24 protein-coding genes and 1 pseudogene are annotated in these 25,286 nt (G+C 54.4%); 10 read left to right on the top strand and 15 right to left on the bottom strand.

Going from position 1 to position 25,286, the window contains the following annotated elements; genetic code table 11:
* Positions 1-35: 35 nt before the first annotated feature.
* Positions 36-182, bottom strand: a complete 147-nt coding sequence (locus LKE08_RS18490) for a hypothetical protein (RefSeq protein WP_324705727.1) — start codon at positions 180-182, stop codon at positions 36-38.
* 17 nt (positions 183-199) lie between these two features.
* Between LKE08_RS18490 and LKE08_RS18485 the strand changes: the two genes are divergently transcribed.
* Positions 200-817: a hypothetical protein gene (locus LKE08_RS18485; protein ID WP_324705726.1), complete on the top strand. Its 618-nt coding sequence runs from the start codon at positions 200-202 to the stop codon at positions 815-817.
* Between the two features lie 31 nt (positions 818-848).
* On the opposite strand, the gene LKE08_RS18480 is transcribed toward LKE08_RS18485, so the two are convergent.
* Positions 849-971, bottom strand: coding sequence for a hypothetical protein (locus tag LKE08_RS18480; protein ID WP_324705725.1), 123 nt, complete (start codon positions 969-971; stop codon positions 849-851).
* A 102-nt stretch (positions 972-1,073) separates the two neighbouring features.
* Between LKE08_RS18480 and LKE08_RS18475 the strand changes: the two genes are divergently transcribed.
* Positions 1,074-1,244 (top strand): hypothetical protein, encoded by a 171-nt coding sequence (locus LKE08_RS18475; RefSeq protein WP_324705724.1) that lies wholly within the window; start codon positions 1,074-1,076, stop codon positions 1,242-1,244.
* Between the two features lie 4 nt (positions 1,245-1,248).
* Here the strand turns inward: LKE08_RS18475 and LKE08_RS18470 are convergent, their stop codons facing one another.
* The gene (locus LKE08_RS18470) at positions 1,249-2,259 is read right to left on the bottom strand and encodes a Gfo/Idh/MocA family oxidoreductase (protein WP_324705723.1); all 1,011 of its coding nucleotides are present in this window, start codon (positions 2,257-2,259) and stop codon (positions 1,249-1,251) included.
* Between the two features lie 325 nt (positions 2,260-2,584).
* Here LKE08_RS18470 and LKE08_RS18465 point away from each other — a divergent pair, with 325 nt between their 5' ends.
* The gene (locus tag LKE08_RS18465; RefSeq protein ID WP_324705722.1) at positions 2,585-2,884 is read left to right on the top strand and encodes a ferredoxin; all 300 of its coding nucleotides are present in this window, start codon (positions 2,585-2,587) and stop codon (positions 2,882-2,884) included.
* On the opposite strand, the gene LKE08_RS18460 is transcribed toward LKE08_RS18465, so the two are convergent.
* Positions 2,881-3,492, bottom strand: coding sequence for a hypothetical protein (locus LKE08_RS18460; protein ID WP_324705721.1), 612 nt, complete (start codon positions 3,490-3,492; stop codon positions 2,881-2,883). The two genes, LKE08_RS18465 and LKE08_RS18460, sit on opposite strands and share 4 nt — an antisense overlap.
* 75 nt (positions 3,493-3,567) lie before the next feature.
* On the opposite strand from LKE08_RS18460, the gene LKE08_RS18455 reads away from it, so the two are divergent.
* Complete coding sequence (locus LKE08_RS18455) at positions 3,568-3,867, top strand: ferredoxin (protein WP_324705720.1); 300 nt, start codon at positions 3,568-3,570, stop codon at positions 3,865-3,867.
* Between the two features lie 86 nt (positions 3,868-3,953).
* On the opposite strand, the gene LKE08_RS18450 is transcribed toward LKE08_RS18455, so the two are convergent.
* Complete coding sequence (locus LKE08_RS18450) at positions 3,954-5,588, bottom strand: SpoIID/LytB domain-containing protein (protein ID WP_324705719.1); 1,635 nt, start codon at positions 5,586-5,588, stop codon at positions 3,954-3,956.
* Between the two features lie 167 nt (positions 5,589-5,755).
* Between LKE08_RS18450 and LKE08_RS18445 the strand changes: the two genes are divergently transcribed.
* Positions 5,756-7,450, top strand: a complete 1,695-nt coding sequence (locus LKE08_RS18445; protein WP_324705718.1) for a hypothetical protein — start codon at positions 5,756-5,758, stop codon at positions 7,448-7,450.
* A gap of 393 nt (positions 7,451-7,843) precedes the next feature.
* Here the strand turns inward: LKE08_RS18445 and LKE08_RS18440 are convergent.
* The 3 genes and pseudogenes from LKE08_RS18440 to LKE08_RS18430 all read right to left on the bottom strand — a co-directional run.
* Positions 7,844-8,146 (bottom strand): annotated as a pseudogene (locus tag LKE08_RS18440) (DUF72 domain-containing protein); the annotation flags it as partial.
* 284 nt (positions 8,147-8,430) lie between these two features.
* Entirely contained in the window at positions 8,431-9,951 is a 1,521-nt protein-coding gene (locus tag LKE08_RS18435; RefSeq protein WP_324705717.1) for a DEAD/DEAH box helicase family protein, read from the bottom strand.
* Between the two features lie 41 nt (positions 9,952-9,992).
* Entirely contained in the window at positions 9,993-11,684 is a 1,692-nt protein-coding gene (locus LKE08_RS18430) for a hypothetical protein (RefSeq protein ID WP_324705716.1), read from the bottom strand.
* A 309-nt stretch (positions 11,685-11,993) separates the two neighbouring features.
* Between LKE08_RS18430 and LKE08_RS18425 the strand changes: the two genes are divergently transcribed.
* Positions 11,994-12,638 (top strand): Uma2 family endonuclease, encoded by a 645-nt coding sequence (locus LKE08_RS18425; protein WP_324705715.1) that lies wholly within the window; start codon positions 11,994-11,996, stop codon positions 12,636-12,638.
* 144 nt (positions 12,639-12,782) lie between these two features.
* Here LKE08_RS18425 and LKE08_RS18420 read toward each other — a convergent pair whose 3' ends face one another.
* The 5 genes from LKE08_RS18420 to LKE08_RS18400 form a co-directional block, all read right to left on the bottom strand.
* Positions 12,783-13,373 carry a signal transduction histidine kinase (STHK), LytS gene (locus LKE08_RS18420; RefSeq protein ID WP_324705714.1) on the bottom strand — a complete coding sequence of 197 codons (591 nt, stop codon included), beginning with the start codon at positions 13,371-13,373 and terminating at the stop codon, positions 12,783-12,785.
* 320 nt (positions 13,374-13,693) lie between these two features.
* Positions 13,694-14,071 carry a YccF domain-containing protein gene (locus tag LKE08_RS18415; RefSeq protein WP_324705713.1) on the bottom strand — a complete coding sequence of 126 codons (378 nt, stop codon included), beginning with the start codon at positions 14,069-14,071 and terminating at the stop codon, positions 13,694-13,696.
* An 89-nt stretch (positions 14,072-14,160) separates the two neighbouring features.
* Positions 14,161-14,781, bottom strand: coding sequence for a tetratricopeptide repeat protein (locus tag LKE08_RS18410; RefSeq protein ID WP_324705712.1), 621 nt, complete (start codon positions 14,779-14,781; stop codon positions 14,161-14,163).
* Between the two features lie 21 nt (positions 14,782-14,802).
* On the bottom strand, positions 14,803-15,885 hold the full coding sequence (locus LKE08_RS18405) for an ATP-dependent 6-phosphofructokinase (RefSeq protein ID WP_324705711.1): 1,083 nt from the start codon (positions 15,883-15,885) through the stop codon (positions 14,803-14,805).
* Between the two features lie 242 nt (positions 15,886-16,127).
* Positions 16,128-17,417: an FGGY-family carbohydrate kinase gene (locus LKE08_RS18400; RefSeq protein WP_324705710.1), complete on the bottom strand. Its 1,290-nt coding sequence runs from the start codon at positions 17,415-17,417 to the stop codon at positions 16,128-16,130.
* A 341-nt stretch (positions 17,418-17,758) separates the two neighbouring features.
* On the opposite strand from LKE08_RS18400, the gene LKE08_RS18395 reads away from it, so the two are divergent.
* Positions 17,759-18,295 (top strand): peptidoglycan-binding protein, encoded by a 537-nt coding sequence (locus LKE08_RS18395; protein WP_324705709.1) that lies wholly within the window; start codon positions 17,759-17,761, stop codon positions 18,293-18,295.
* A gap of 241 nt (positions 18,296-18,536) precedes the next feature.
* Here the strand turns inward: LKE08_RS18395 and LKE08_RS18390 are convergent, their stop codons facing one another.
* Complete coding sequence (locus tag LKE08_RS18390) at positions 18,537-20,210, bottom strand: methyltransferase domain-containing protein (protein WP_324705708.1); 1,674 nt, start codon at positions 20,208-20,210, stop codon at positions 18,537-18,539.
* A 575-nt stretch (positions 20,211-20,785) separates the two neighbouring features.
* Between LKE08_RS18390 and purD the strand changes: the two genes are divergently transcribed.
* From purD to LKE08_RS18375, 3 genes are all read left to right on the top strand, one after another.
* Positions 20,786-22,057, top strand: a complete 1,272-nt coding sequence (purD, locus tag LKE08_RS18385; RefSeq protein ID WP_324705707.1) for a phosphoribosylamine--glycine ligase — start codon at positions 20,786-20,788, stop codon at positions 22,055-22,057.
* 139 nt (positions 22,058-22,196) lie between these two features.
* The gene (locus LKE08_RS18380) at positions 22,197-24,398 is read left to right on the top strand and encodes an ATP-binding protein (protein ID WP_324705706.1); all 2,202 of its coding nucleotides are present in this window, start codon (positions 22,197-22,199) and stop codon (positions 24,396-24,398) included.
* Positions 24,399-24,457: 59 nt separating this feature from the next.
* Positions 24,458-25,024, top strand: coding sequence for a GUN4 domain-containing protein (locus LKE08_RS18375; protein ID WP_324705705.1), 567 nt, complete (start codon positions 24,458-24,460; stop codon positions 25,022-25,024).
* Between the two features lie 68 nt (positions 25,025-25,092).
* On the opposite strand, the gene LKE08_RS18370 is transcribed toward LKE08_RS18375, so the two are convergent.
* Positions 25,093-25,286 (bottom strand): hypothetical protein (locus LKE08_RS18370; RefSeq protein WP_324705704.1); only part of this gene is annotated, 194 nt, incomplete at its 5' end.

The raw sequence follows: 25,286 nt of genomic DNA, 5'->3' as shown, positions 1-25,286 counted from the left end.
AGATTTACATTTTTCCGATATTTGTAAAATTCATTTTACGATAAAACTGTTGACATCTGCAATCCCAAACCGTTAAGATTGACGAAGAATAAAGTCGGCATCCGCTCGGAAAACCCCACCAAAATTTGGGCTTTTTGCGCCCGCGATCGCCGCCGAAAACTGTTAGATTTTGTCCCTATCACACCGGACTTTCGCGACTATGAAAAAAATACTGACAACTCTCACCGGCGTCTCTCTCCTAGTCCTGGGGGGCGGTGTCTCTCCCGCCGCCGCCTTCCCCCCCTGGGCGATGCCCGCGCCGGAACCGGACGAAGAACTGATCTTCAACGGGGAAACCTTGGACGAGCAGCAAACCGATTTGGTCGAAGATGTGGCGGACGTGTTGGGAATTACCGCGACAGACCTGCTCGACGACCCGAATCAAATGGACGGCCTGTTCAGCGGAGACAAGCAGACCGGCAATGAAAATGGCTGGGGGGTGATTGCTTGGCAGGGCTGTCGAGTCAATGCCGACTGCGCCATCCAATCCATCGGGTTGGGTCTGAGCATTCAATGTGCGGCTTCTGGCATGAATCCGGCGGCTTGGGCCGAGTGCGTCAAGGCGAAGAATCAAGATGCCTACTATGAGGCTCTCCAATGCACTTGGCAGGATGCCGACCCCAGCCAAACCTGCGATTTCTTGAGTTCGGTAGACGGCGAGAACACCTACGCCTGCAACCTGGCTGACCCCGCCGCGGCCCTGGGCCGGAGTTCCGTCGAAATGCCGGCCAGTTTGGAAGCGGGTCAATCTCGCGTTTTATCGATCAATTTAATTTAAGATTTCGATCGCCCGGACTGAGTGCCCTCTTTCAGAAGGGGGTATTTTGAGTTCGGCGGAGGCGGGGTGACAATTGGCAAACTGGCGCCGGGGCGATCGCGATCGCGCCGAAGTTGAGGCAGTTCCGGGCGAGTCTCTTTTCAAGATTCGGCATCGAAAATCCCACAATCGAAACAGTGGCATAATTCCCGATCGCCCCCCATTGGGTGGGGAATAGTCTGAAAACATACACCTCAACAGTTCAGACGATTTTGCCATGATGCCACCGATGAAGTTGCCGTTTTTCTCGTTCCTGTACCTCCTCGCCCAAGTTCGCGCCAGTGCCAATATCCTGTTGGTGGAACATTACGACACATTCGCCGACACCCTCGCCATCATTCCGAAGGTTTCCCTGGTTGTGAATGCGATCAAGTTCGCCTGCAGTTGATCTCCTAATTCTCCACCATCACGGTGCGACCGATTTCCGCCGACCGCCTCGCCGCATCTGCCACCGTAAGGGTATAGAGACTCGCTTCCGGAGAAACGTAGAGGGGGGTTCCCTCCACCAGGCGATCGAGGACCATCTGGGTGTCCCGGGCAAATAACCCGCGACGACTGCCGACTTCCAGGGGTTGGGGTGCATCTCCTCGCAATAGTTGCCCACCTGTGGGGGTAAAAATCAGGGTTCCGTTTTCCCCGTAGAGGGTGAAGCAATTTTCGGAGTCCCAGAAGGTTTCACCTTTTCCGTACACCGCCTCGCCGACGGTGCCGCAGGTAAACGTCAACTGGGCGTTGCACAGACAGGATCGGAAGCGATCGCCGTCTGCGTTCCAAAACTGACTGCGGGCGGTGACGGAGGCCACCGGGCCGAAGAGGTCGGTGAACCGATGCAGGCGGGACAAGGCGCCGGCAAAGGGATAGCCGAACAGGGAATGGCGGTAGGTCCAGCGATCGGGGGCGGGGCGCTGGGGGTTGATGGTGCTGTAGCGGGCGTAAAAGACGGGCGCGATGGCGGCGAGGGAGTCTTTGATGGCGTTGTGCAGCCCCCCGAGCAGTTCCAGATGTTCGACGTGGAGGAGCTTGCCCCGGCGTTTGGCTAGGGCGACGCACTCCCGGGCTTCTTCCGGGTCGAGGCTGAGGGGATATTCGACGACAACGTTTTTGTCGCGTTCGAGGGCCGAGCGCACGATCGCCCCGTGGTCGGAATTGATGGTGCTGATGACGATCAGATCTAGGTCGTCCCGGGCCACGAGTTCCGGCCAGCCGGGGACGAATGAGGCTTCAAACTCCTGGCAGAAGGCTTTTGTGGTTTCCGGGGTGTGGCCGGTGACGGCGACCAATTGCGATCGCCGGTCGGAGCGAAAGGTTTGGGCGCGGGTCTTGGCGACGTAGCCGGTTCCCACCAGGCCGACGCGGACGGGAACGGAGGCGGAAGTGCGATCGGAAGAAGGTATGGGAGTCATCTACAAAATCGAGTCAGAGATATGGATGGGGCATTCGGGATCGGACTCCGAGGCGGGCGATCGGCATCCCCCGCACTCGCAATCCCCCAACCGTTTAGAGTACCTGGAGACCCGACACCAGGTATAAGTAATCAGGATGTAATCAGAAAAATTTATAATGAAAACCGTTCAAAATGTGAGCCTCGTAGGTTTTACAACCTCGATTTTTTCCTTTAATATCAGAAAGCGAAGAAAACTGAACGGGTAGGTATCGGGGCTAATATCCCCTTCATATTCCCATAATATTTTCTTATCAATTTGCGAGGATTCTAGAGAGGAGCGCTCAATGGCCACTTACAAAGTCACTCTGATTAACGAAAGCGAAGGCATCAACACCACCATCGACTGCGATGAAGAAACCTACATCCTCGATGCGGCTGAAGAGCAGGGGATCGATCTGCCTTACTCCTGTCGCGCCGGCTCCTGCTCGACCTGTGCCGGCAAGCTGGTCAGCGGCTCCGTGGACCAGGACGAACAGTCTTTCTTGGATGAAGCTCAGGTTGATGCCGGGTACGTCCTGACCTGTATTGCTTACCCCACTTCCGACTGCACCATCGAAACCCATAAAGAAGAAGACCTCTACTAAGGGACGGTCTCCAACTCATTTTCTGAATGTTGTGATTTGAATCCCCCAGCCGCCATCATTGCTGCGGGGGCTTCATTTCGTATCAATTGAAAAAAGAAAGCAAAAAGGAAATAAAAAGCCCAGTCCCATGGGCGAAATATCCGACATCCGGAACGAGTCGCCCCGGCTTTCGATATGCTTTCAATTTCCCCAAAATTGTGGCCGGTTATCTCGATCGCTTTCCGCCCATTGAACCGGGCCGCAACGGCGGATTGGGCGGGGGGATGCGATCGCCGATTTGATCTCAATTCCGACATCACAAAGAATTGGTATAAGCCATCATAATGTAATTTCAAAAAAGTATCGAAAACTGTGTCTGAAACCTCGCGCCTTGAGGGCGAATTTGTGGTAAGCTGCCCATAGCGTGAAAGCGCAAATCTCAAAAAACACCCCTCGCGGTCGGGCAGACCGTGAACGCTTGCGTCGGGCTGGGCTACGCCCCGGAAGTCGTCAAACTGCGGCTCCCGACGAAGCCCAAATCCCCGTCTGTTTTGAGCGGGAAATGTCAAAACATCGATTTTTTCCATTAATATCGGAAAAAGAAGAAAACCAAAGGGTGCCGGGTTCAAGGTCAATACCCCCCCGTCACTTGTATCGGTTTTTCTGATCTATTGTTTGAGAATTCTAGAGAGGAGCATCGCTCAATGGCCACTTACAAAGTTACTCTGATTAGCGAAAGCGAAGGTATCAATACCACCATCGACTGTGATGAAGACACTTACATCCTCGATGCGGCTGAAGAGCAGGGCCTCGACCTGCCTTTCTCCTGTCGCGCCGGCTCCTGCTCGACCTGTGCCGGTAAGCTGGTCAGCGGCAGCATCGACCAGTCCGATCAGTCTTTCTTGGATGACGGTCAGGTTGAAGGCGGGTACGTCCTGACCTGTGTGGCTTACCCCACTTCCGACTGCACCATCGAAACCCACAAAGAAGAAGATCTCTACTAAGGGACGAACCTAGATTGGGGGAAGGGAGAACCGGCGTGCGAGACTTCGTGGGTTCCCCTTCCCCCAATCCGGCGGGAGGGAGTCCGTCAAGGGGATGTCCGCCAACCGATCAAAGTCTCGTTGAGGGATTGCAGTTGCGTCCCGGAAAAGTAGAACTCGAGGATGCGATCGCTGGACCAGCCCAATTCGGCGAGTTTGTGGGACCCGATCTGGCTCAACCCCACCCCGTGACCGAATCCCCCGCCCACGAAGATGTACCCCTTGAGGGTCTTGTCGGCACCGTAGATGGGATCGATGTAGAATAGGGTGCTGATCGGGGGCCAGAAGGCGCTCTGCACCTCGTCTTTTTGAATTTCGATGATGTCGCGATCGGTGATGACCTGCATTTTCAACACCCGGCCCGAGGGCGATCGCTCCGTCACCTTCACCTGTTTGATGGTTTTGAAATCGGCCTGGGGGCTGTTTTTGCGGTTGAGGTAATATTTCAGGTGGGCGGTCATCGCCTTGATATCCGTCGAATACCGCCAGCGAAAATCATTCCACCCCTCTTCGTTGAAGCCCTTTTGCAGGCCCATGAACCGCCGGAAGTTTTTCTCGTCCGCCAAGCTGTAGGCTTGCAAATTCCAGACGTTCTGAGTCGAATCGATCACCGACTTCAGATAGGGCTGTTCCGGCCCGTCCCAGACGTCGTGAAAGTTGGCGGTGATGCCGCCGCTCGATGAAAAATAGACTGTATCCGCCAATTCTCCCTCGTAGGTGAGTACGAGCCCCCGGGTATTGGCGACGGCGCGATCGGTGGAGGGGTACACTTCCGTCAACCCCTTGTACACCTGACAATCGGTATTGGCACAAATTTGATAACCGTCCGCCTCGAACCGACGCAAATTTCGCAGGGCGTAGGTGCGGGACATGATCGCCTGGGCCTCAATGGAGGCGTCCGGCGGCCAAGCCCCCATTTCGTGGGGGACGACCCCCCGCAGGTAGGTTTCCAGGGGGACGTGGTTGATGAGGGTATAGGTCCCGTAGGCGTCGGGTTGCAGTTCCAAACTCCCCCCGTACAGGAGGGCGTCGGGGTCGTCTTTTTTGCGGGCGACTTGGATCACATTTTGGGTGGCCTCGATTTCGAGTTCCTGGCGGTTGTAGCGGTAGCCGCCGAGCACCCAGTAGGGGATGGGTTGCTGTTTGAGGACGCGGGTACTCAGGTAGGGTTGGTAGCCCTGGGCCTGGAGACTGGCGAGCAACCACCGTCGCACGACGGGGGTTTCGTAGATGTCGCGATCGGCCCATACCTCCCACAGATCGGGCTGGGCCAGCTCCACTTCGATCCCCATTTCCCGCCATTTGGTGGCTTGCTGTTCGGCGGTTTCGTAGCTGCGATGGCTGCTGAGGATCAGGCGTTCCTCGACGGCGGGTTCCGGCAGGGGTTGCATCCCGGTTTTGAGGATGACGCTGAGGGTGTGGAGGACTTTTTCCCCCTCGGGAGAGGGAAAGCGGAGGGTGAGGTGGTCCCCCGGTTTGGCTTTCAGGATCAGGGTGTCGGCGGGGGTTTTGCCGAATTGCTGGACGACTCCCACTTCCAGGGTGGGGTTGACTTCTTCCTGGGCGTCCGCCGGGGTTGACATTAGCCCCAACAGACAGCCGAGGGCGAGGAGGGTTCGTCGCCAAGACAAACCCGGAGTCTGGGGGGAAGGGGTGGGTGGGGTGGTGGTGCGTGCGATCATTTAAGGAGTCTGAATCTTAAACTCTGTCGGGGGCAATGATTGAGATTTTTTGTTGATTCCCATGCTAACAGGGAAGGTTAAAAACCGGACACAAACTGGGCAAATATTTTCTGGGATGCATTTTTGTAGAATGGAGAACAGTGATTCGGATATCGGACGGGAATTGTATGAACAGGCGACGGCGGATTTCCCAACAGTGGCGGCGGTTTTTGCTCGGGTTGTGCGGGGCGATCGCGGCGGTGGGATTGGCGGTGGTGGGATATTCTTTGAGTGCAATGATGACGGCCGATTCCGACCCGGGGGGGGTCGCCGTCCCGTCGGGTCGAGATACCGCGATCGCGCCCCAAAGCTCGGGTTTGGCGGGAAATTGCGGCAGCCACAGCGGGGGCCCGAAAGATAATGCGATCGCCTCTTTTTACGGGGAAAGTGCCTACCCCTGGACTCGGGAGATTCGCTGGAACTGCGTCTACAATATTAACGATTTTTCGGGTGCGGCGGGCGATCGCTTTGATCAAGCCCAAAACGCGGCGGTCAAAAATGGCGGCGGCGTGATTTACTTCCCCGCCGGAACCTATAATTTTACGGAGGATATCCGCCTGGAAGATGGCATCGTCATCCGGGGCGAAGACCCCCCGATAACGGATGCAAAATCCGACCTTTATTCCCCCCCGTCGAAGCTGACCTTCCCCAAATACGAACCGCAGTTGTCGGGAAGTGGCACGCCCAATGATACTGCATTCAAGAAGATTTTACCGGCCTCCGAGACGGGAAACAAGACTATCGGTATCGTCAATCTCGATATCAACCGGGGGGCGATCGCGTTGAAGTCGGATATCGATGAAACCCGGGCGGAAAATGTGATCATTTTCGGCGATCGCAGCAATAACGTCGCCGCCCCCGATCCCAACATTCCGGATTTATCCTTTCAGGAACCGTGGCAACGTTACAGTTATCGTTTTTCCACCAATATCGGAGTCACGGCCCGACAAAATATTCTGGTCGCCAACAACCGCATCAATGACAATATTACCGACAATTACGAACAGCCCGGATACAAACTCCTATCCAGAGATAAAAAATCGATTTTGACCTACGAAGACGGCAAAAAAGCGGTCTTCCACTACGGCAACCATTACGGCATCGTCGTCAATCGCGGCAGCAAAGACGGGGGGTTCAAGGGGGCGGCGACTCCTGACACCGAACCGGGGTTATTTCGGAAGGGAATTGTCATCCGCGACAACTGGGTTTATCATACCATGCGAGTGGCAATTCATGCAGCCGGAGAGGGCTTGATTATTCAAAATAATCAAATTCGAGACGAAGCCAACAAACAGTGGTGGCTCGACCCCACGGGGAAGCGGGAAGCGACGGGGGCCGTCACCTTGGAAAATCGCGGCATTGACTGGTCCGGATGGAATGTTATTGTGGACGGAAATGATTATCAGGTTTACCGCCATACAGTTGGAGAAACGGGATATATGAGCGTGGATGGGGAGGGCATTTTAATTCAAGAATGCTGCGGGGGGACGACGGTTAACGGCGCGACAATTACGAATAATTCTGGCAACGCTTACATCGGGTTATATAAAACGAGAGATATCGAGAATGTATTGATTGAAAATAATCAAATTAACGGGTCTAATATTTTCGTGCAGGCGGACACGAATAACGCGCCCTTCGCGATGAATGATGTTAAAATTATCAATAACGAAGTTGGGGGAAGTATCATCGCCAGAGGCAGTTCCGGGGGCGGCAATAATCTGATTCGTGGCAATATCGGAAATGGGGGCAATATCAAATATTCCTGTTCGACGGTTCGGGTTGAAAATAACCGGGGTTTTGAGGTGGAACCTTGTCTGTAATTTTAAGTATAGCAACCGCCAGAGCAGTTCGGAGCGATCGGTCAATTTAAAGCCCGCCTTGAAATGAATTTCAAGGCTAATAGCACAAGTCCACGCTTGCGTGGACTCGGTTGGAGTAATTGTGTCCGAATCGCCTCGGAATAGGTAAATATCAGATCCGGTTATTCGATATAATATCAAATCCGGTTATCCCCTCCTAAAACCTCCCCAATCATCGACCGATGATTTTGGCTGGTAGGGGCCCCTGGCTTGCGCCCTCGGGGAATTGATTCCCAAGCGGTTTGGATATCCGAGCCGTTTTGTTCCGAGCATTCAACCGGATTTGATATAATCGGAAATTTTTACCCGACTCCCGACTCCCGACTCCCGACTCCCGACTCTCTACTCCCTCCCCTACCACAAACTCAACTGAACGGGGGGTTGTTCTAAGGTGTTCCAGGGTAGGGTTGGGATGGGGATATTGCTGCCCAAACCGTTCATGCGATCGCGAAAATTTGAGGCGGTGGGGATGGCGGAAATCAGCGATCCGCCGTGGGTAATTTCTCGGGGCAATTTCGGGCAAAATTCAAAATTGTCCGGTGTCTGACTCGCCCAGCGATCGACGGTTTTGCGATCGGGGACGGCGTAAAATGTGGTGTTGCCTTCGACAGTGGGGAAGCGGCGGCTGTAGAGGGAAAGAAATTCGTTCGGGCGGCTTCCGGGGGGGTAAAAGTCGCCCCCCCAGTCTTTGTAGGATTAAACGGCACAGCCGAGGAGAAATTTTGCCGGATTGTTTGTTTGTGTCATTAATTTTCACCACAGAGGCACAGAGGACACGGAGAAGTTATTTGTGTTTTCCGTCAATTCAATTATAGCATTTTGGAAATATTTGTAAAATTGTCTAGCCCCCAAACCCCCAATTCTGGGGGCTTTGAGCCGATCAATTTTTCACGAATCATTTCACATTGCTATAGCATTTTGGAAATATTTTGAATGGACGATCAATCCGGGCGATCGCTCCCCCATTCTTCGGAGGATTCGGCGGCTTTGGGGGAATGCGATCGCCCGATTTCGTAGATGGGGATCGGCGGCAAAATATCCAATTGTTGATCGTCTGTTTTTGGGGATTTTTGGGGTTTTTTGGGTTGCGGGGGTTTCTCGCCCCGACGTCGCTGGGAGGTTCGTTCTTCGCTGGTATTTTCGGTGATGACTTCGTATAAAATCGCCCGCTTTCCGGCTTGGCTTCCCTTCCGTAATACCCGGCCGAGACGTTGGATGTATTCCCGCTGCGATCCGGTTCCGGAGAGGATGATGGCGATTTTGGCGTCGGGCACGTCTACCCCTTCGTTTAAAACGTGGGAGGCGACTAAGGTTCTGTAGTCTCCTTGGCGGAATTTATCTAAAATTTCGTGGCGTTCTTTGACCGGGGTTTGGTGGGTGATCGCGGGGATTAAGAAGTCTTTTGAGATGCGGTAGACGGTGGTATTGTCGGCTGTGAAAATGAGGGTGCGTTCGGGATGGTGTTGGGCGAGGAGGTCGGCGAGGATTCGCAATTTTCCGTCCGTGCACAGGGCGATTTCTTTGCTTTCCCGGTGTGCCAACATCGCCCGACGGCCGGCGGGCGATCGCGCACTTAGCATGACGAATTGTTTCCAGCCTTCCAAACTGGAGAGGCGGACGTTATTTTGTTTGAGAAAATTGTTTCTAATTTTGATGGCTTCTTCGTAGCGATCGCGCTCTTTTTGGGATAATTTGACTTTGATTTCGACGATTTCATGTTCGGCCAAAGCGGCCCCCGCCAACTGTTCGGGGGTGCGGCGGTAGACGACGGGGCCGATCAGGTTGTCGAGGTCGCCGTGGCGTCCGTCGGTGCGATCGGGGGTGGCGGTCAATCCCAGGCGGTAAGGGGCGATCGCGTATTCGGCGATGACCCGGTAGAAGTCCGTGGGGAGGTGGTGGCACTCGTCGAACACCAGCAATCCGTAGCGATTTCCGAGGGTTTCCGCCTGCAGGGTGGCGGAGTCGTAGGTGGCGACCAAAATTGACGTTTTATCCCGCGAACCGCCCCCCAACAGCCCGATATCGGCATCTGGGAAGGCGGCGACGAGGTGGGCATACCACTGGTGCATCAGGTCGAGGGTCGGCACGACGACCAGGGTGCTGCGAGCGATCGCCTGCATGGCCAACTGTGCCAGATAGGTCTTTCCCGAGGCCGTCGGCAACACGACGACGCCCCGGCTTCCCCCGTCCCGCCAAGCTTTCAGGGCTTCTTCCTGGTGCAAATAGGGCGGCATTTCAAAGCTGGAAATCAATTCTAAGGATTGAAACCCGTCGGCTTCGTCGGTAAAATCCGATCCGTCCTGTCGCAATGATTCCAGCAAAAAGGGATAGTAAATGGCGGGGATGCGAAATTTTTCAACGCGATCGTCCCAAACTGCATAGTCGATCCAACTCCGCCCCCTCGGCGGGGGATGGAGGATTAAGGTGCCGCGATCGAAGGAGAGTTTTGGCGTGCGTGGCATGGGGCAGTTTTGCGGTGCTTTTCCTAATTATTTTAACGCGATTATCGCTTCTTCCATTTTACAATACATTCGGCATCCAAAACAATTTTATCTTCGACTTCCAAAACGCTGCAATCGTAAATCAATTCCGATAAAATGGGAGTCTCCCCCGCTTCGAGTCGGGCGGTTATTTCTGCGGTGGCTTCCGCGTCGAGTTGTCCCAGGGGGGAGTTGTCGGCAACGTAGTCCAAATCAAATGCGTCTGAGTTCAACAGCCAAAAGTCGATCTCGTATTTTTGGATAAAGTTTTGGACGGTTGTTAAATCGGGGCTATATTGGGCTCGGATCAAATCCCGCGATCGCACCTGCAATTCGTTTCGATAGTCCTCGTGGTAGGGTAACACATATTCCGAACCCACCAACAGCGATCGCCGGGAAAATGCCGGGATATTGTTGGCTTTTTCACTCGTCGAAGCGATGAGAGTATCTTCGGGTTGAATGGCGAGAAAATCGTACAGGAAGGGAACCCGCCCGAACACATATTTCGTGCCGGGGAAACTGGCGGTTAGTGCGGGATAGAATAGCAGCAGAAATAACCCCACTCCGGCGATACCTTTTATATACGGCTTCGCCTGTTTTAGGTTAAATTTACGAATGATAAAATCGAGGATGAGGGCGAGGGCGATACCACCCGCGATCGCCGCGACGATTCTCAAACAGTGCTGGCTGTAGCGGCTGGGGTGATGCAGGCGAAAGAGGAGGAGGTGGGCGAGGAAAAATAGCCCGGTGGAGGTTAACAAGATTTCCGCCAAAACCGCAATATTGGCGTTGATATATTTGACGAGGGGGAAGCGATTCTGGTATTTTAACAATAGCGGCAGCGACAGCCCGAGAAACACTTGGGGGGGGATGAATGTTTTTAAAAACCACTCCTGGGGCAGTAAACCGGAGCGATCGCCCGTGATCCAAAAATCGAAGGGTTTGTCCGTAAAAAAGGTTGCCCGTCCTCCGGGATAAAATTCGGGCAGATTTCTCGCCTCTGAAAGTGTTATGATCGCGCCAAATTCGGAGGTTTTGACGGCGTAGGGAATCAGAACCGACGCCCCCACAATCACACCCAAAATCAGCCGCGAGAACAAACCCCGTTTTTCGTCAATTCGGAACAGCCGCCAGCTATCCAGCAGCAACACTCCGATCGCAATCAAAACCCCCTGGGGATAAAATGCACCCAGCAGGGCGATCGCGATCGCAGTTCCCACCGCAGAACGCCGCAGCAGGAAATACAGGAAACCCAAAAAGAGGGGATAAAAAAACGCCCTCGGTGTCGCCGATATCAAATCATCTTTCAGCCACAAATTCTGAGTCAAAAACAGGGTGGAAGCGAACGCAGCCCAAGGAATGGGAAAGATTAAATAAGACACTCCGAAACAAAATCCGGCGGCGATCATCCCCAATATCGTCGGAAGTATTTTATTTGTCAATAGCGGATCGATTCCCACCATCGCCGGGATTTGGTAAACCAGCTTATATCCCGCCGGGGCGACGGATTGGAAATAATCCATTATGATATCATTGGGAAACAGTTCTGGATCGATAAATCGCAGCATCCAAACGACGTGCGATCGCGCGTCATCTTGGATTACATATTCGCTTCCCCAGGTTTTAGAAAACGCCCACAATCCGCAAATGGCGGCGGCGGCGAGACTGGCAATCAATGCCGGCATGACGGGGCGATCGCTTCGGGTTTCTGCCATCGTTCGATTTTGCACCCATTTCGTGAGGTTCAGTCAATCTTTACGATTATACCCGAAGTGATCCAATTTACAATTGTATCGAATCTAGATCTGGCGATCGATATCGGAACGATCTATAATTGAATTTTTAGATCCGATTAGATACAGAAAATCCCCCTAAATCCCCCTTCGATCCCCCCCCCGCCCCCATCCCCCCCAGCCCCCCTTTGTAAGGGGGGAGAAAGGGGGGAGAAAGGGGGGAGAAAGGGGGGAGCCAGAGGATGCTTCGCTTTGACTTTAACGGGGACTTTGAGTTCAGAGGAACGCCATATGCCGGTTACTTTAGAACAAATCATTCTCAATCCCGGTCAAAATATCCGGTTCAAAAACGTCAGTTGGCGACAATTTGAACTCCTCCTGGAAGAATTGGGAGAAAATCGCGCTTCCCGGATTTCCTACGGCGACGGATGGTTAGAAATTATGGTTCCCCTTCCCGAACATGAAAAAAACAAAGAAATTATCGGCGAATTAGTCAGAATTATTTTATATGACCTCAATATCGACTTTGAACCGATGGGATCGACGACACTCAAAAATGAGCGGATGATGCAAGCCGTGGAACCCGATGCCTGTTTCTACATTCAGAATTATCGGCAAGTTGTCGGCAAAGATAAACTCGATCTGGCGATCGATCCGCCCCCCGATTTGGCGATTGAAATTGACATTACCTCCCGCACTCAGTTGGATAACTACCAACGTCTCGGGGTTCCGGAGTTGTGGCGTTATTCCCGGCAAGGGTTGAGAATTTATATTTTGCAGGATGGCGAATATGTGGAATCAAAAAATAGTTTTATTTTTCCCGATCTTCCGGTCGTCGATTGGTGCGATCGCGCCGTCAAACAGTGTAAGATTGAAGGGTATAGTCGCACAATTCGGGATGTGAAAGTTTGGATTCGCGAGTTTTTGCAGAATTGAGATCAGATTCGGTTATTTTCCCGACAATTGCAGATCCCCCCCGACCCCCCTTAATCAGGGGGGAGGATCTCCCCCCCGACCCCCCTTAATCAGGGGGGAGGATCTCCCCCCCGACCCCCCTTAATCAGGGGGGAGTCAGGGTCATTAATGCAAGTGTGGGTGGCGGCTGGTGTCACCGTTGAGATCCGGTGCGTTGTAGATACCGAATTCGTCGATTCCACAGTCGCGCATGATCGATTCAGCCTGATCTAATTGATCTCCGGTGCCGCTGACCATGAGCAAATAATCGCCGGCTTTGACGTGATTTTCGTAAACTTTGGCTTTCTCTTCGGGGATTCCCATTCCCGTCAACGCTCCGACGATGCTGCCACCCACGGCGCCGATACCGGCGCCGGCTGCAGTCGTCCCCAAAGTCGCCAATTCTCCGGCGACCAATGCGGGTCCGATTCCCGGAATTGCCAACGTACCCAAACCGACGAGCAAACCCGCGATGCCACCCAAAACGGTGCCCGTCACCGCGCCAATTCCGGCACCTTCGGACGCTTCGTTTCCTTCTTTGTGGTCTCTGATTTCGTCGGCGCCTTTAACGTCGTCAATGTTTCGAGCAATTAAGGAAACTCGATTCATGTCATAGTTGGCATCTTTGAGTTTGCGGATTGCGTCTTCGATGCGACTCCGATCTTTGAAAGTACCGACGGCACGTTTGTAAATGCTAGTTTGTTTGGTCGTAACCATTGTTAACCTCAAGATATTATTGGATGTTATTTCTACGATGTCTTAATTTCATCGCTTTTACATCCCTCCGGGGTATCAGGTATTGGGGGGGGGTTATGTATAAAAAGGAATAAATATCGATTTTGCCCCGAATGTTATGGCAACAGCTAGGATGCTCCAGGGCAGTTATACAGACGTATTTTGATGGATATCGGCGGTTTTGCCGTTTCTGCATTTTAAAATAGCCGGACTTTGCGATCGCCGCCGTCGCCCGGTCGCAGATTGTAACATCGTCGGAGAAAATCTCCAATTTCCCCCGATTTCGATGTTTCCGACCCGATTTATTCGATGTCGCGAAATTCTCGTCCGAAGGGCAAGAGCGCGATCGGAATCAATTTAAAATGCTGCTTGGCGAAAGGAATCCCGATAATTGTAATAGCTAAAATTAAGCCGTGGACGAGGTGAGAAACGGCAATTTCCCAGCCGAATAATATCACCCAAATGACATTAAAAATCATGGTGAGCAGGTTAGAGGAATCCGGGGAAACGACGTTTTCCTTTCCGAAGGGAGTCATCGTCGCAAATCCCAATTTTATCGCTTGGATACCGAAGGGAATGCCGATAATCGTCAGACAGATGGTAAGACCGCCGATAATGTAACCCAAACCGGAGATAAATCCGCCAAAAATAAACCAGATAATATTTCCCAAGAAAGCCATGTTTTTGTCCTCAGTTATTTTAAGGGAGTCGGAAAGGTGGAATGGGAATTTCCCTACACCCCACACCCCACCGAGCACACCCCAATTCTTCAATTCCAGCCTCGGAGTTGGCAGTGGACGACGGCGAGATCCCACATATAATCATTGACTTGATATTGGGTTGCCGCCCGGGTGATGAAGTGGCGCGATCGCAGTTCGTCGCCAGTCGCTTCGTGGTACAATCCCACATAGAGATGGGCGTAAAACCGGCCTGATCGCCCCTCCCAAGCTCCCGAGTTAATCACTTCGTCCGGCTTACAATTCCCCTGAAAAAGGGTGTAAACCTGTCGCATCACCCGTCGGGGATCGCCGGAGACGGGAAGCAATGTCGATCGCGCTTCTTCCACCCCTCGCAGTCGGGCGATGCAGAGATATCGCCACAGGGTTTCTTCTAGGTCTCGGGAATTCACCGTCAGGTCAATTTCAAACTGATCGGCTCCGGCTTGAAATTCCCCGGCATAATAATAAGATAAACCGCGCTGCCACAGGTAAGGTTTGACCCGAGGATCGAGTGCTTCGGCGCGATCGAAATCCCGGATCGACTCGGGAATTTGGGCGAGTTTAAAATAAACCATTCCCCGGCGAATATACCCTTCGGGATCGCCGAGACGATCGCGGATCGATGCGTCCCAGTGGGCCAGTTGATTGTGTAGCAGCGTTTGGCGGTTCATCTGTTCGGAGGCAAAGCCGTTCTAGTCTCCCAAACAGATTCCCATACTGCGGGCGGTTTTGACCAGAATACCATTGGGATCGACGCCTTTATAGTGGGCGATCGCTTCCGCAATGGGGACGCTTTCCACCTGTCGGTTTCGCCACGTCACCATCCGGTCAAACTTGCCGTCGGCGATCAAATCCACCGCCGCCACCCCGAAGGCCGACCCGATCAGGCGTTCGATGGGGGAAGGGGTGCCGCCGCGCTGGATGTGGCCGAGCACCGTGACCCGAGTTTCCGCCCCACTAGCCGCGCAGATGCGATCGGCCAGATAATGTCCGATGCCACCGAACCGACTCTGGCCCAACATATTGGTCATCATCACCGGTTCCCCCTTTTCCGTGCGGACAGCTTCGGCCACGATGACGAGACAGTAATTTTTCCCCTGGCGGTGGCGTTCGTCGAGTTTGTCGCAGATGCTTTCCAGACTGTAGGGAATTTCGGGGATGAGGATGATGTCGGCGCCCCCGGCGATGCCGGCACTCAGGGCGATGTGTCCGGCATCCCGCCCCATCACTTCCAAAATCATCACCCGGCTGTGGCTGGCGGCGGTGAAGTGGAGGCGATCGAGGGCCTCCGTGGCGATGGTGACGGCGGTATCGAAGCCGATGGAAAGGTCGGTGCTGCCCACGTCATTATCGATGGTTTTGGGGACGCCCACCAAATTGAGTTTGCCCTGGACGGCGAGGCGGCGCAGGATTGCCAAACTGCCGTCCCCCCCGATGCCGATCAGGGCGTCTAACCCCAGGATATGGTATCCCTCGATAATTTCCTCCGAGCGATCGCGCACCGTGCCGTCCGGCATGGGAAAGGCGAAGGGGTCGCCCTTGTTGGTGGTTCCCAAAATCGTCCCCCCCGCCGTCAAGATGGGGTCTACTTTCTCGATATTCAGCGGCGTCGCTTCCGGGGGACGCAGCATCAAGCCGTGGGTGGCCTGCCGAATTCCCACCACTTCCCAGCCGTAGGTGGACTCTGCCCGATAAACGGCGGCCCGAATCACCGCATTTAATCCGGCACAGTCTCCGCCGCTGGTGAGAATCCCGATGCGCTTAGGTTTGACCATAATTAACGATTCGACTTTATGTTATGTTACCTTGACGCAGCCTCCAAGGCGGGCATGGAATCGGCCTTTAAAGGCTGTTTTTAGACGTTTCGCGATGGGCTTCACCGCAAAGAATTTGATTCGTAAACTTTAGATTAAGTCCTCTGAGCCATTCTCGGAACAATTTTTGTCCCACCTTAAGCTTTGGGGGGTGGGCAACAGGCAACAGGCAATCGGCAATCGGGGCGCAAGGCACGGCGTCCCTACAATTTAAAATTCCCCAGTTCTCCCATCGCCAGACGGGCGGTGCCGTAGGCGGCTTCGGTGTGGGGGGATAGGATGACGGGGACTCCCAGGTGGCGGGCGCGGATGGTCGTCCAGACGGGATTTTTTGCGCCGCCGCCGGCGGTGTAGACCCGCTGTGGGGGGGTGGCGCCGAGTTCCTGCAAAAGCTGATAGCCCCGGGCTTCGATGCGGGCGATGCCGCTCAGGAGGCCGTGGAGGAATTCGACGTCGCTTTCGGGGCGGGGGTCGAGTTTGGGGGGCAAATTGGGGTCGTTGACGGGGAAGCGATCGCCGGGTTCGAGTAGGGGATAATAGTCGAGGGGGGATTCAGTGTCGGGGTCGATCTGGTGGCTGAGGGTTTCCAGGTTGCGATCGCCGAAAAAGTGTCGCAGCACCGCCCCGCCGGTATTGGATGCCCCCCCTGTCAGCCACAGGTCCCCCAAACGGTGGCTGTAGATCCCGTACCGGGCATCATCCACCCGCGTCTGACTCAACAATTTCAAGACCAGGGTGGAACCGAGGGAGGTGACGGCTTCCCCAACAGATACGGCACCCGACGCCAAAAAGGCGGCGATGCTGTCCGTTGTCCCCGCCTTTACCGTGCAGTTGGGGGAAAATCCGAATTGTTCTCGGAGCGAGGGGCAAACCGTCCCGACGGGGGTTCCCGGCGCCACCACTTCGGGCAGTTGGGGGACGAATTTCGATGGTCGGCGAATCCCCTCCAGGAGCCATTTGGGATAGTGCAGGTTGACGACATCGTATCCCAATTTTAAACTGTTGTGGTAGTCACTCATACCTAACTTTTTGTGCAACAAATAGCCCAACCAATCGGCTTGGTGGAGGAAGTAGATGGGGGAAGAATGGGGGGGAGTAATTGTCTGTTGCCACCACAGCAATTTGGCGAGGCTGGAAGTGGTGCTCAGGACGGGATGTCGGGGGGGTGCGATCGCCTTCAATTGGTCGAGGATGCGGACGTCGCAACTGTGATTATAAGCCAAAGGAGGGGTGATGGGAGTCCCGGTGCGATCGCAGAGCAACACCGTCCCGGACGTGCCGTTGAGGGCGATGGAATGCAGTGGCGATCGCAGGGTGACGGGGATTTCGGCCAGCAGCTCGAACAGCGCTTTTCGCCACATTGACGGCCATTTTCCCGGGGGGAGGGAGCGATCGAATTGACGGGTTCCCCGAGCCACGACCCGACCTTCCCCATCCACTGCGGCGAAACGGGCGCCGGAGGTGCCAAAATCTATGCCCAAAGATAGATTCATAAAAAAATGTGTATGGATGATCCGAAGCCCATTCTATCAGTAGTATAATTGATTGTTTGTGTTTTAATTTTTTGGTTAAGTTTTACTAAAAATTCCGGAATTTCCATCAATCGGACTGGACGGATGACAATTTGACGGCTATAACGTAGAGGTCAGTGGCAAAATCTTGTTGGATTAGCCAGTGATAGCGTTCCATCAAGCAGTTCAAAGGGAATTTCATGGATACACTTGCTTATACTCACCTAGTGTCCGCGTATGAGTCTCCTCAGAAACCCAAACTCGACGAAAGTTTGGTTCTGTTCCGAGGTGTAAATTGGGGCAAAGTTTCTGGCAGTTGCTTAATGCCCGTCATAGCTGCCGCGATCGGTTTTTCCATCCTGGGTGCCACCGACGCCGCCCAAGCGGCCCTGTACTACGGCGATTCCGGCTACGATGTCAAACAAGTACAGAACGCCCTGGCTCACAAAGGCTTTTTCTACGCCAACTCCACCGGCTACTACGGCCCGATTACCAAGAAAGCGGTGAAAAACTTCCAGTACCATTACGGCTTGAAAGTCGATGGCATCGTCGGTCCGTCCACGGCTGCGGCCCTGGGACTGAGCTGCTATGATGGCTGCTACACGAGCCATAAAAAGCACCATTACGGCTACAAAAAAGCGAGCTACGGCAAGAGCCACGGCTACCTGTCCAAAGGTGACAGTGGCTACAAAGTCGTCAAATTGCAGGATAAGCTGGCCAAATACGGCTACTTCCACGCCCGCTCGACCGGTTACTACGGCAAAATCACCAAATACGCCGTCAAAGCCTTCCAGGCTGACTACGGCCTGAGAGTTGACGGCATCGCCGGCCCCCACACCCTGGCCGCTATGGGCTTGTAAACTGTTCCATTTAACCCAAATATAACAATTCAAAAAACCTACATTGCAATTGCGATGTAGGTTTTTTTGATCGAGCGGGGGGAGTCGGGAAAAATTGACAATTACAGCAATTTTCAAGTCAGTAAGGTACGCTGGCAAATTCAAAGTCCCCCTTGTTAAAGGGGATCATGGGGGATCGAACGGTATCGCAACAGATAGACAACTGCTATATCAATGATCAATTGTCCCGGGACCCCAATTTTTATCGCTTCCAAGGGGGGCAGGCGAACTTCAAGATTCCCCAACTCAAATAGCCCTTGCTTCCCGCTTCGATCCAGTGATTCAGGCCCACCTTCATGCGATCGATGTAATCCTGACCGCTGGCTTCCACAGCTTTATCGTAGTTGTCGTTGACACTCTTAAGGATGCGGCGGTAGTGGTTGACCAACTGTTCGGAGAGGTCAATAACTTCCACTTCCTTCAACCCCGACAACTCGGCGGCTTTGCGATAAAAGCCGACGGAACCGAGGGAGTTCAAATGAATCCGATCCAAAACGGGTTGGAGGACTCCCTCCGGACAGTCATCGCTCTGCATCGGGTCAGTAAAGATAAACTCCCCGCCCGGTTTGAGAACCCGCTGCACCTCTTTAAAGACCTGAATCCGGTTGCCGCTGTGCAGGATGGCATCCTGGGACCAGACCACGTCCGCGCTGTTATCTTCGAGGGGGATATCTTCAAAACTGCCGTCGAGCACTTCAATTAACGATGTCAACCCCTGTTCTTTGTTGAACTGGCGGTTGCGCTGATTTTGGGCTTCGCTGAGATTCAAGCAGGTGACGCGACAGCCGAAGTTTTTCGCCAGATAGCGGGCGGCGCCGCCGTACCCGGCGCCGATGTCGAGAACGTGGCGATTTTCGTTGAGGTTCAGGTGGGAGGCGATGCGTTGCACGGTGCGGCGGCTGGCGTCAAATACGGGTTCGTCTTCGCTCTCGTAGATGCCGACGTGGATATCTTCCCCGCCCCACATGGTGGCATAGAAGCGGTCGGCGCTGTTGCTGTTGTAATAGTCGCGGGCGGTGTTGACGGTAGGGGAATATGTTTCGGCCATGTGTTCTAGGGGGGGGCTGTTGTAACTCTTTTCGGCGACGTGGATGAAAAAGTCTTGCTCTTCGTGGTGGTAGGTTTCCTGAAAATCGCCGTAGGTTTTAATGCGCTGAAACCCGACTTCGTGCATCAGGGTGCGGGTGTAATCTTTCCGCAGGGGGAACATATTCAGGTGGTAGACGGAGCGGTCGGGGAATTCGTAGCGGAACCGGGCTAACCCCTCATCGACATATTCGGGTTCAGCTTTGATGTTGTCGCCGCAGTAGTAGTAGATGTGTTTGGAGGAAAATCCGACATCGAGGATGGCGTCGTAGTTGCGCTGATCTAGAATCAAGAGTCCGTCGTGGCGCAGGGCGGCGTAAAATTCCGCCAGAGCCTTGCGGCGATCGCGCTCCGAAAACAAATGGGTGAAGGAATTCCCCAGACAGATCACCGCGTCAAATTTGCCGTGGATGTCGCGGTTGAGCCAGCGCCAGTCCGCCTGGACGGTGCGTAAGATCAAGTCGTAGCGGCGGCCGTTTTCAAAAGCTTTTGCCAGCATTTCCGGGCTGCCGTCGGCGCTGACGACATCGAAGCCAGCTTTGAGGAGGCGGATGGAGTGAAACCCGGTTCCGGTGGCGACATCGAGCACTTTTTTGGCGCCGTGCTGTTTGAGGATGTCGATAAAAAAGTTACCTTCGCTTTTGGCGCGAGTTTCCCAACTGATCAACCGATCCCACTTGGAAACGAAACCTTGAATGTATTCAGCTTGGTAGTGGGAGGTGTCTCGAACGGCGAGGGGGTCGGTTCCATATTCCTGCCGTTCCTTGGCGATTTGTGCTTCAGTTTTCATTGCAATTCCTTGGAGTTTTTATTCGACATGACAGACTTCACCGTCATCCATCCCGTTTCTAAAGTTGGGTCAAGCCAGATCGTCGATACTTAAAAAGACAAACAAGCGGGGAAAGGAACGCTGTAGGTGGTTCCGTGCGATTGAAAATCCAGATTAATTATTTAGCTTGACGAGGGTCGATGGTACGGTGCGATGATTGGGGTCAGTTGACAGAACTCTCGGGAGTTTCTCGATCATTGAATCATACGGCGGTGACAAAAGCAAAATCAAACGGGCGTCGGAAATGGCGGGGGGCGGGCAGCCAAAAACGCCCGTATGCACCGCCCCATCGACATCTGGGGGGTTCAATATTCGGACTGTAAATTAAAATTAAAAAGATTTTAACCGAGCTTTAAAATTAAATATTTTAATCATTTAATTTAAGGGACATAATCGACGGATATAATGGGTGCGGGGCGAGAAAATCTCGAAACCCCTCCAAATCGGTGTGATCGGGGGTTCGACGGGCAGGTATCGTATTGGTAAGCCCCCGAGTCCGTCTCGGGGGAAGGCCACCAACGAGCGGAGAGAAAACTGTGAACGTCTTAGTTGTCGGAAATGGGGGTCGGGAACACGCCCTGGCTTGGAGTCTGAGTCGCTCGGAAGCGATCGAGCGGGTGATCTGCGCCCCGGGAAACGGCGGGACTGCCACTTTATCCAAATGCGAGAACCGGGCTGTCGGGGTCGAGGATTTCGCTGGAATTCGGCAAATTGCCAAGGATGAGGCGATCGCGCTGGTGGTCGTCGGGCCGGAAGTCCCCCTCGCCCTGGGGCTGGCCGACGACCTCAGAGCGCACGATATCAAGGTGTTCGGGCCGGGGCGGTCTGGGGCCCGACTAGAGGCCAGCAAAGGCTGGGCCAAGGAGCTGATGGCGGAAGCCCGGGTTCCGACGGCGCGGGGTGCGGTGTTCGAGGATCCCCAAGCGGCCAAAGATTACATCCAAAAGACCCCCGTGGTGCTGAAGGCCGACGGACTGGCGGCGGGCAAGGGAGTGATGGTGGCGTCCACGGGGGAAATGGCCCACGAGGCGATCGAGGCGATCGCCCGTGGGGACTTCGGTTCCGGCAACTGTCGCATCGTGGTGGAAGAGTTCCTGCTGGGGCAGGAGGCTTCCATCCTGGCCCTCACGGACGGCCAGACGATCCGACCGTTAATTCCGGCCCAGGATCACAAACCCATCGGGGAGTCCGACAGCGGCCAGAACACGGGTGGCATGGGCGCCTACGCCCCCACCCCCGTGGTCACCCCGGAACTGGCGGGGCGGATTCAAGGGGAAATTCTCGAACCCACCCTGGCAACTTTGCAAAAGCGGGGGATCGACTACCGGGGGGTGATTTACGCGGGACTGATGATCAGCCCCGAGGGCGATCCCAAGGTGTTGGAATTCAACTGCCGGTTCGGGGACCCAGAAACCCAACCGATCCTGTCGCTGCTGGAGACGCCGCTGGAGGAACTGTTGCTGGCTTGCTGTGATCGCCGTCTGGCCGAAATGCCGCCGATTCAATGGAAGCCGGGGGTATCCGTCTGCGTGGTGTTGGTGTCCGGGGGCTATCCGGGATCTTACGAAAAAGGGAAGGTCATCACCGGAATCGAGGCAGCGGAAGCGACGGGGGCGGTAGTCTTCCACGGCGGGACTCGCCGGGAAAACGGACAGTTGTTGACCGACGGGGGGCGGGTGTTGGGTGTCACCGCCGCGGGGGAAGATGTGAAAAGTGCGATCGTCAATGCCTACCGAGCCGTGGACTGCATCAACTTCGAGGGGATGTACTGTCGTCGAGATATCGGTTTCCGGATTCGGAGCTTATAAGATAGAGGGGGCGGCGATGTTTGACAAAACTTAACGTTCGTTGTGGGGAATCCTGCCGATCGATGGCGCGATCGTCTACCCTAGATCTCGACAGAGGGTCCCCACCCCTTTAAACTCTAGAACTTGAAGACATCGGGAGATGCTGGCAATCCTCAAAACAATCGGAGAAATCATTCGGAATTGGTGGTCTGAGTTCACCCTGCAAACTCGGCTGATGGCCGGGGCGACCTTGGTGGTGTCCCTTCTGATGAGCGGCCTGAGCTTTTGGGCAGTCAACACCATCCAGGAGGATGCCCGTCTCAACGATACCCGCTACGGCCGAGATTTGGGGTTGCTCCTGGCGGCCAACGTGGCGCCGATGATCGCCAAAAACGATCGCGACGAGGTAGCCCGCTTTTCCCGACAGTTCTACACCAGCACTTCGAGCGTCCGCTATATGCTCTACGCCGACCCGGACGGCGAGATCTTCCTAGGCTTACCCTTTTCGGACTCGGCGGTGCAGAATTCCCTGACCCTGCGGCGGCGGATGCAACTGCCCGACAATTTTATCTCGAGCGTGGAGGAACGAAATTCCTCCGTGCTGCCGATGGTGCGGCAGCACCTGACCCCGGGCGGGGAAGTGACCGACGTGTTCGTCCCCCTGCTGCACGACGGCAACTATTTGGGCATTTTGGCGATCGGCATCAACCCCAACCCCACGGTCGTCGTCTCCTCCAACCTGACCCGGGACGTCACTTTAGCCGTCTTCGTCTCCATCTGGGTGATGGTCATCCTGGGGGCGGTGTTCAACGCCCTCACCATCACCCAACCGATCAAAGAACTGCTGCTGGGGGTAAAAAATATCGCGGCCGGGAACTTCAAACAGCGGGTTGATCTGCCCTTCGGCGGGGAACTGGGGGAACTGATCCTGAGTTTCAACGAAATGGCCGAACGCCTGGAGAGCTATGACGAGCAGAACATCGAAGAACTGACGGCGGAGAAAGCCAAACTCGAAACCCTGGTTTCCACCATTGCCGACGGTGCCGTTCTAATCGACGCCCAACTGAATCTAATTTTGGTCAACCCGACGGCGCGGCGGCTGTTTGGCTGGGAAGGCAAAAACGTCATCGCCGAAAATGTTTTGGCTTACCTGCCCAACCCGGTGTTGCAGGAACTCTCCCAACCCTTGCAAAAAATTGCTTCGGGACACCTGGAGGGGGGAGAATTTCGCTGCTCCCTGACGGAACCCACCAACCGCACGCTCCGAATCCTCCTCACCACCGTCCTGCTGCACAAGGCGCCGGGTATGGATCCCCTGTGTGGCAGTTGCACCTACGACCACGACGACAGTTGCAATTCGCCGGAACGCCCCCATGTCAAAGAGTGTACGTTTTACAACCGGGACGAGACGGAGGCGGCGGGGGACAATTACCGGGACAGTCTGAAGGGCATCGCCATGACGATCCAGGATATCACCCGGGAGGTGGAACTGAACGAGGCGAAAAGTCAATTTATCAGCAACGTCTCCCACGAGTTGCGGACGCCGCTGTTCAATATCAAGTCGTTTATCGAAACCCTGCACGACTACGGGGACGATCTGACGGAGGAGGAACGGCAGGAGTTTCTGGAGACGGCCAACCACGAAACTGATCGCCTGACGCGGCTGGTGAACGATGTTTTGGATTTATCTCGTTTGGAGTCGTGTCGCATGTACCACATGGAACCGGTGGACATCGCCCACCCCATCGAGCAGACGTTGCGGACGTACCAACTGAATGCGCGGGACAAGGGGATCGAACTGAGCAAAGAGGTGGAACCGGATTTGCCGCCGGTGCGGGGCCACTTCGATTTATTGTTGCAGGTGCTGACGAATTTGGTGGGCAATTCCCTCAAGTTCACGGAGATGGGGGGGCGGGTGATCATCCGGGCTTATTTGTTGGATCGCGAAGAGACTCTCGAGCAAGGCGACACTATCGAGGCTGAAGAAATCGAGCGGGGGGGTTGGATCGTGTCGCCGCCGCCGCCGCGGCCCCTTGATCGCCACTTGATGCCGGTTCAGACGGCTTCGGGTCGGGCGGTGCGGGTGGAGGTTTCGGACACCGGCAGTGGTATCGCCGCCGAGGATCAGGAGGCGGTTTTTACGCGCTTTTTCCGGGTGGAAAATCGGGTGCACACTTTGGAAGGGACGGGGCTGGGTTTGTCGATCGTCCGCAATATCATCGAGAAGCACCATTCTCAGGTGAATTTGGTGAGCGAATTGGGGGTGGGGACGACGTTCTGGTTCGACTTGGCGGTTTATCAAGAGGAGGGGTTGGAGGAGGCGATCGAGGTGATGTCTCCGGCGTTGGAGTCCCTGTGGTGAATGTTGTGATTTCGTGCTAGGATGACCTTTTTATAACAATTATCGACAGGGTGATTTCGATGAATCGCAGAAGTTTTTGTCGTCACGCCTTGCTGGGTTCGGCCGGTCTTGTCGTCGCGGCGGGCGATCGCGCGTTTTCCGGGTCGAATGGCGGGTCAAACATCATCGCTCAAGGCGGTCTTCATGCCCGATTAAAAACCTTATTGAACGGGCGACAGTGGAAGGATGCAAACGATGAGACAATCCGGATCATGCTGGAGGCGATCGGCAAAAAAAGATCCACTTCATTGGATCAACAAAATTTACAAAATTTCCCCTGTGATACCCTCAAAATTATTGATGATTTGTGGACTCGATATAGTAACTGGCGATTCGGTTTCAGTCGGCAGAAGCAGATTTATCTCGATGTCGGAGGCAAACTCGATGGAAAATACCCCGGCGATCGAATATGGGACGATTTTGGTCGTAAAGTGGGGTGGTGGGACGGTTCGTGGCTATCCTACAACCAACTGACCTTCGACCTTTCTGCCCCGGCTGGACATCTCCCCCGCATCCGCCCCACCCAAAACGCACAATTCAGATATCGGGGGGCTCTCTACACTCTTTTGGCTCGCGAATGCTTGTAATTTTTTGCCGGCGATCGCGTTTTATCCAAAATTTATTCTATCGTTAATTCTCCGTTACACTTCGGGGGCTAGTTTTGGAAGTGCTTACCTTGTGTCAACCCTCCTCCCGCAACGGTGCGGGTTTTTCGTTGGGTTCGCAACAACTCATCGGAAATCGCGCCGATGCAATTCTTGATTTGAACCGGAAAGTAACCAATCCCCGCGAAGACAGCGACGGGGCTTTCTAGCCCTAACCTGTTACTCTGTCTCGCAGAGAGCAAGA

Origin of the sequence: Lyngbya sp. CCY1209 (assembly GCF_035615495.1) — a bacterium.
Classification (GTDB): Bacteria; Cyanobacteriota; Cyanobacteriia; order Cyanobacteriales; family Microcoleaceae; genus Limnospira.
The sequence above is the reverse complement of the archived record's forward strand: the minus strand, read 5'-3'. Positions and strand labels throughout refer to the sequence as shown.

Bases quoted from the DNA above. Each gene is read 5' to 3' on its own strand.
- LKE08_RS18480 (WP_324705725.1), bottom strand. From the start codon at position 971: ATGCCGAATCTTGAAAAGAGACTCGCCCGGAACTGCCTCAACTTCGGC.
- LKE08_RS18410 (WP_324705712.1), bottom strand. From the start codon at position 14,781: ATGAACCGCCAAACGCTGCTACACAATCAACTGGCCCACTGGGACGCA.
- LKE08_RS18475 (WP_324705724.1), top strand. From the start codon at position 1,074: ATGATGCCACCGATGAAGTTGCCGTTTTTCTCGTTCCTGTACCTCCTC.
- LKE08_RS18450 (WP_324705719.1), bottom strand. From the start codon at position 5,588: ATGATCGCACGCACCACCACCCCACCCACCCCTTCCCCCCAGACTCCG.
- LKE08_RS18470 (WP_324705723.1), bottom strand. From the start codon at position 2,259: ATGACTCCCATACCTTCTTCCGATCGCACTTCCGCCTCCGTTCCCGTC.
- LKE08_RS18400 (WP_324705710.1), bottom strand. From the start codon at position 17,417: ATGAATCTATCTTTGGGCATAGATTTTGGCACCTCCGGCGCCCGTTTC.
- LKE08_RS18395 (WP_324705709.1), top strand. From the start codon at position 17,759: ATGCCCGTCATAGCTGCCGCGATCGGTTTTTCCATCCTGGGTGCCACC.
- LKE08_RS18415 (WP_324705713.1), bottom strand. From the start codon at position 14,071: ATGGCTTTCTTGGGAAATATTATCTGGTTTATTTTTGGCGGATTTATC.
- LKE08_RS18405 (WP_324705711.1), bottom strand. From the start codon at position 15,885: ATGGTCAAACCTAAGCGCATCGGGATTCTCACCAGCGGCGGAGACTGT.
- LKE08_RS18485 (WP_324705726.1), top strand. From the start codon at position 200: ATGAAAAAAATACTGACAACTCTCACCGGCGTCTCTCTCCTAGTCCTG.
- LKE08_RS18375 (WP_324705705.1), top strand. From the start codon at position 24,458: ATGAATCGCAGAAGTTTTTGTCGTCACGCCTTGCTGGGTTCGGCCGGT.
- LKE08_RS18465 (WP_324705722.1), top strand. From the start codon at position 2,585: ATGGCCACTTACAAAGTCACTCTGATTAACGAAAGCGAAGGCATCAAC.
- LKE08_RS18455 (WP_324705720.1), top strand. From the start codon at position 3,568: ATGGCCACTTACAAAGTTACTCTGATTAGCGAAAGCGAAGGTATCAAT.
- LKE08_RS18435 (WP_324705717.1), bottom strand. From the start codon at position 9,951: ATGCCACGCACGCCAAAACTCTCCTTCGATCGCGGCACCTTAATCCTC.
- LKE08_RS18430 (WP_324705716.1), bottom strand. From the start codon at position 11,684: ATGGCAGAAACCCGAAGCGATCGCCCCGTCATGCCGGCATTGATTGCC.
- LKE08_RS18390 (WP_324705708.1), bottom strand. From the start codon at position 20,210: ATGAAAACTGAAGCACAAATCGCCAAGGAACGGCAGGAATATGGAACC.
- LKE08_RS18445 (WP_324705718.1), top strand. From the start codon at position 5,756: ATGAACAGGCGACGGCGGATTTCCCAACAGTGGCGGCGGTTTTTGCTC.
- LKE08_RS18425 (WP_324705715.1), top strand. From the start codon at position 11,994: ATGCCGGTTACTTTAGAACAAATCATTCTCAATCCCGGTCAAAATATC.
- LKE08_RS18420 (WP_324705714.1), bottom strand. From the start codon at position 13,373: ATGGTTACGACCAAACAAACTAGCATTTACAAACGTGCCGTCGGTACT.
- LKE08_RS18380 (WP_324705706.1), top strand. From the start codon at position 22,197: ATGCTGGCAATCCTCAAAACAATCGGAGAAATCATTCGGAATTGGTGG.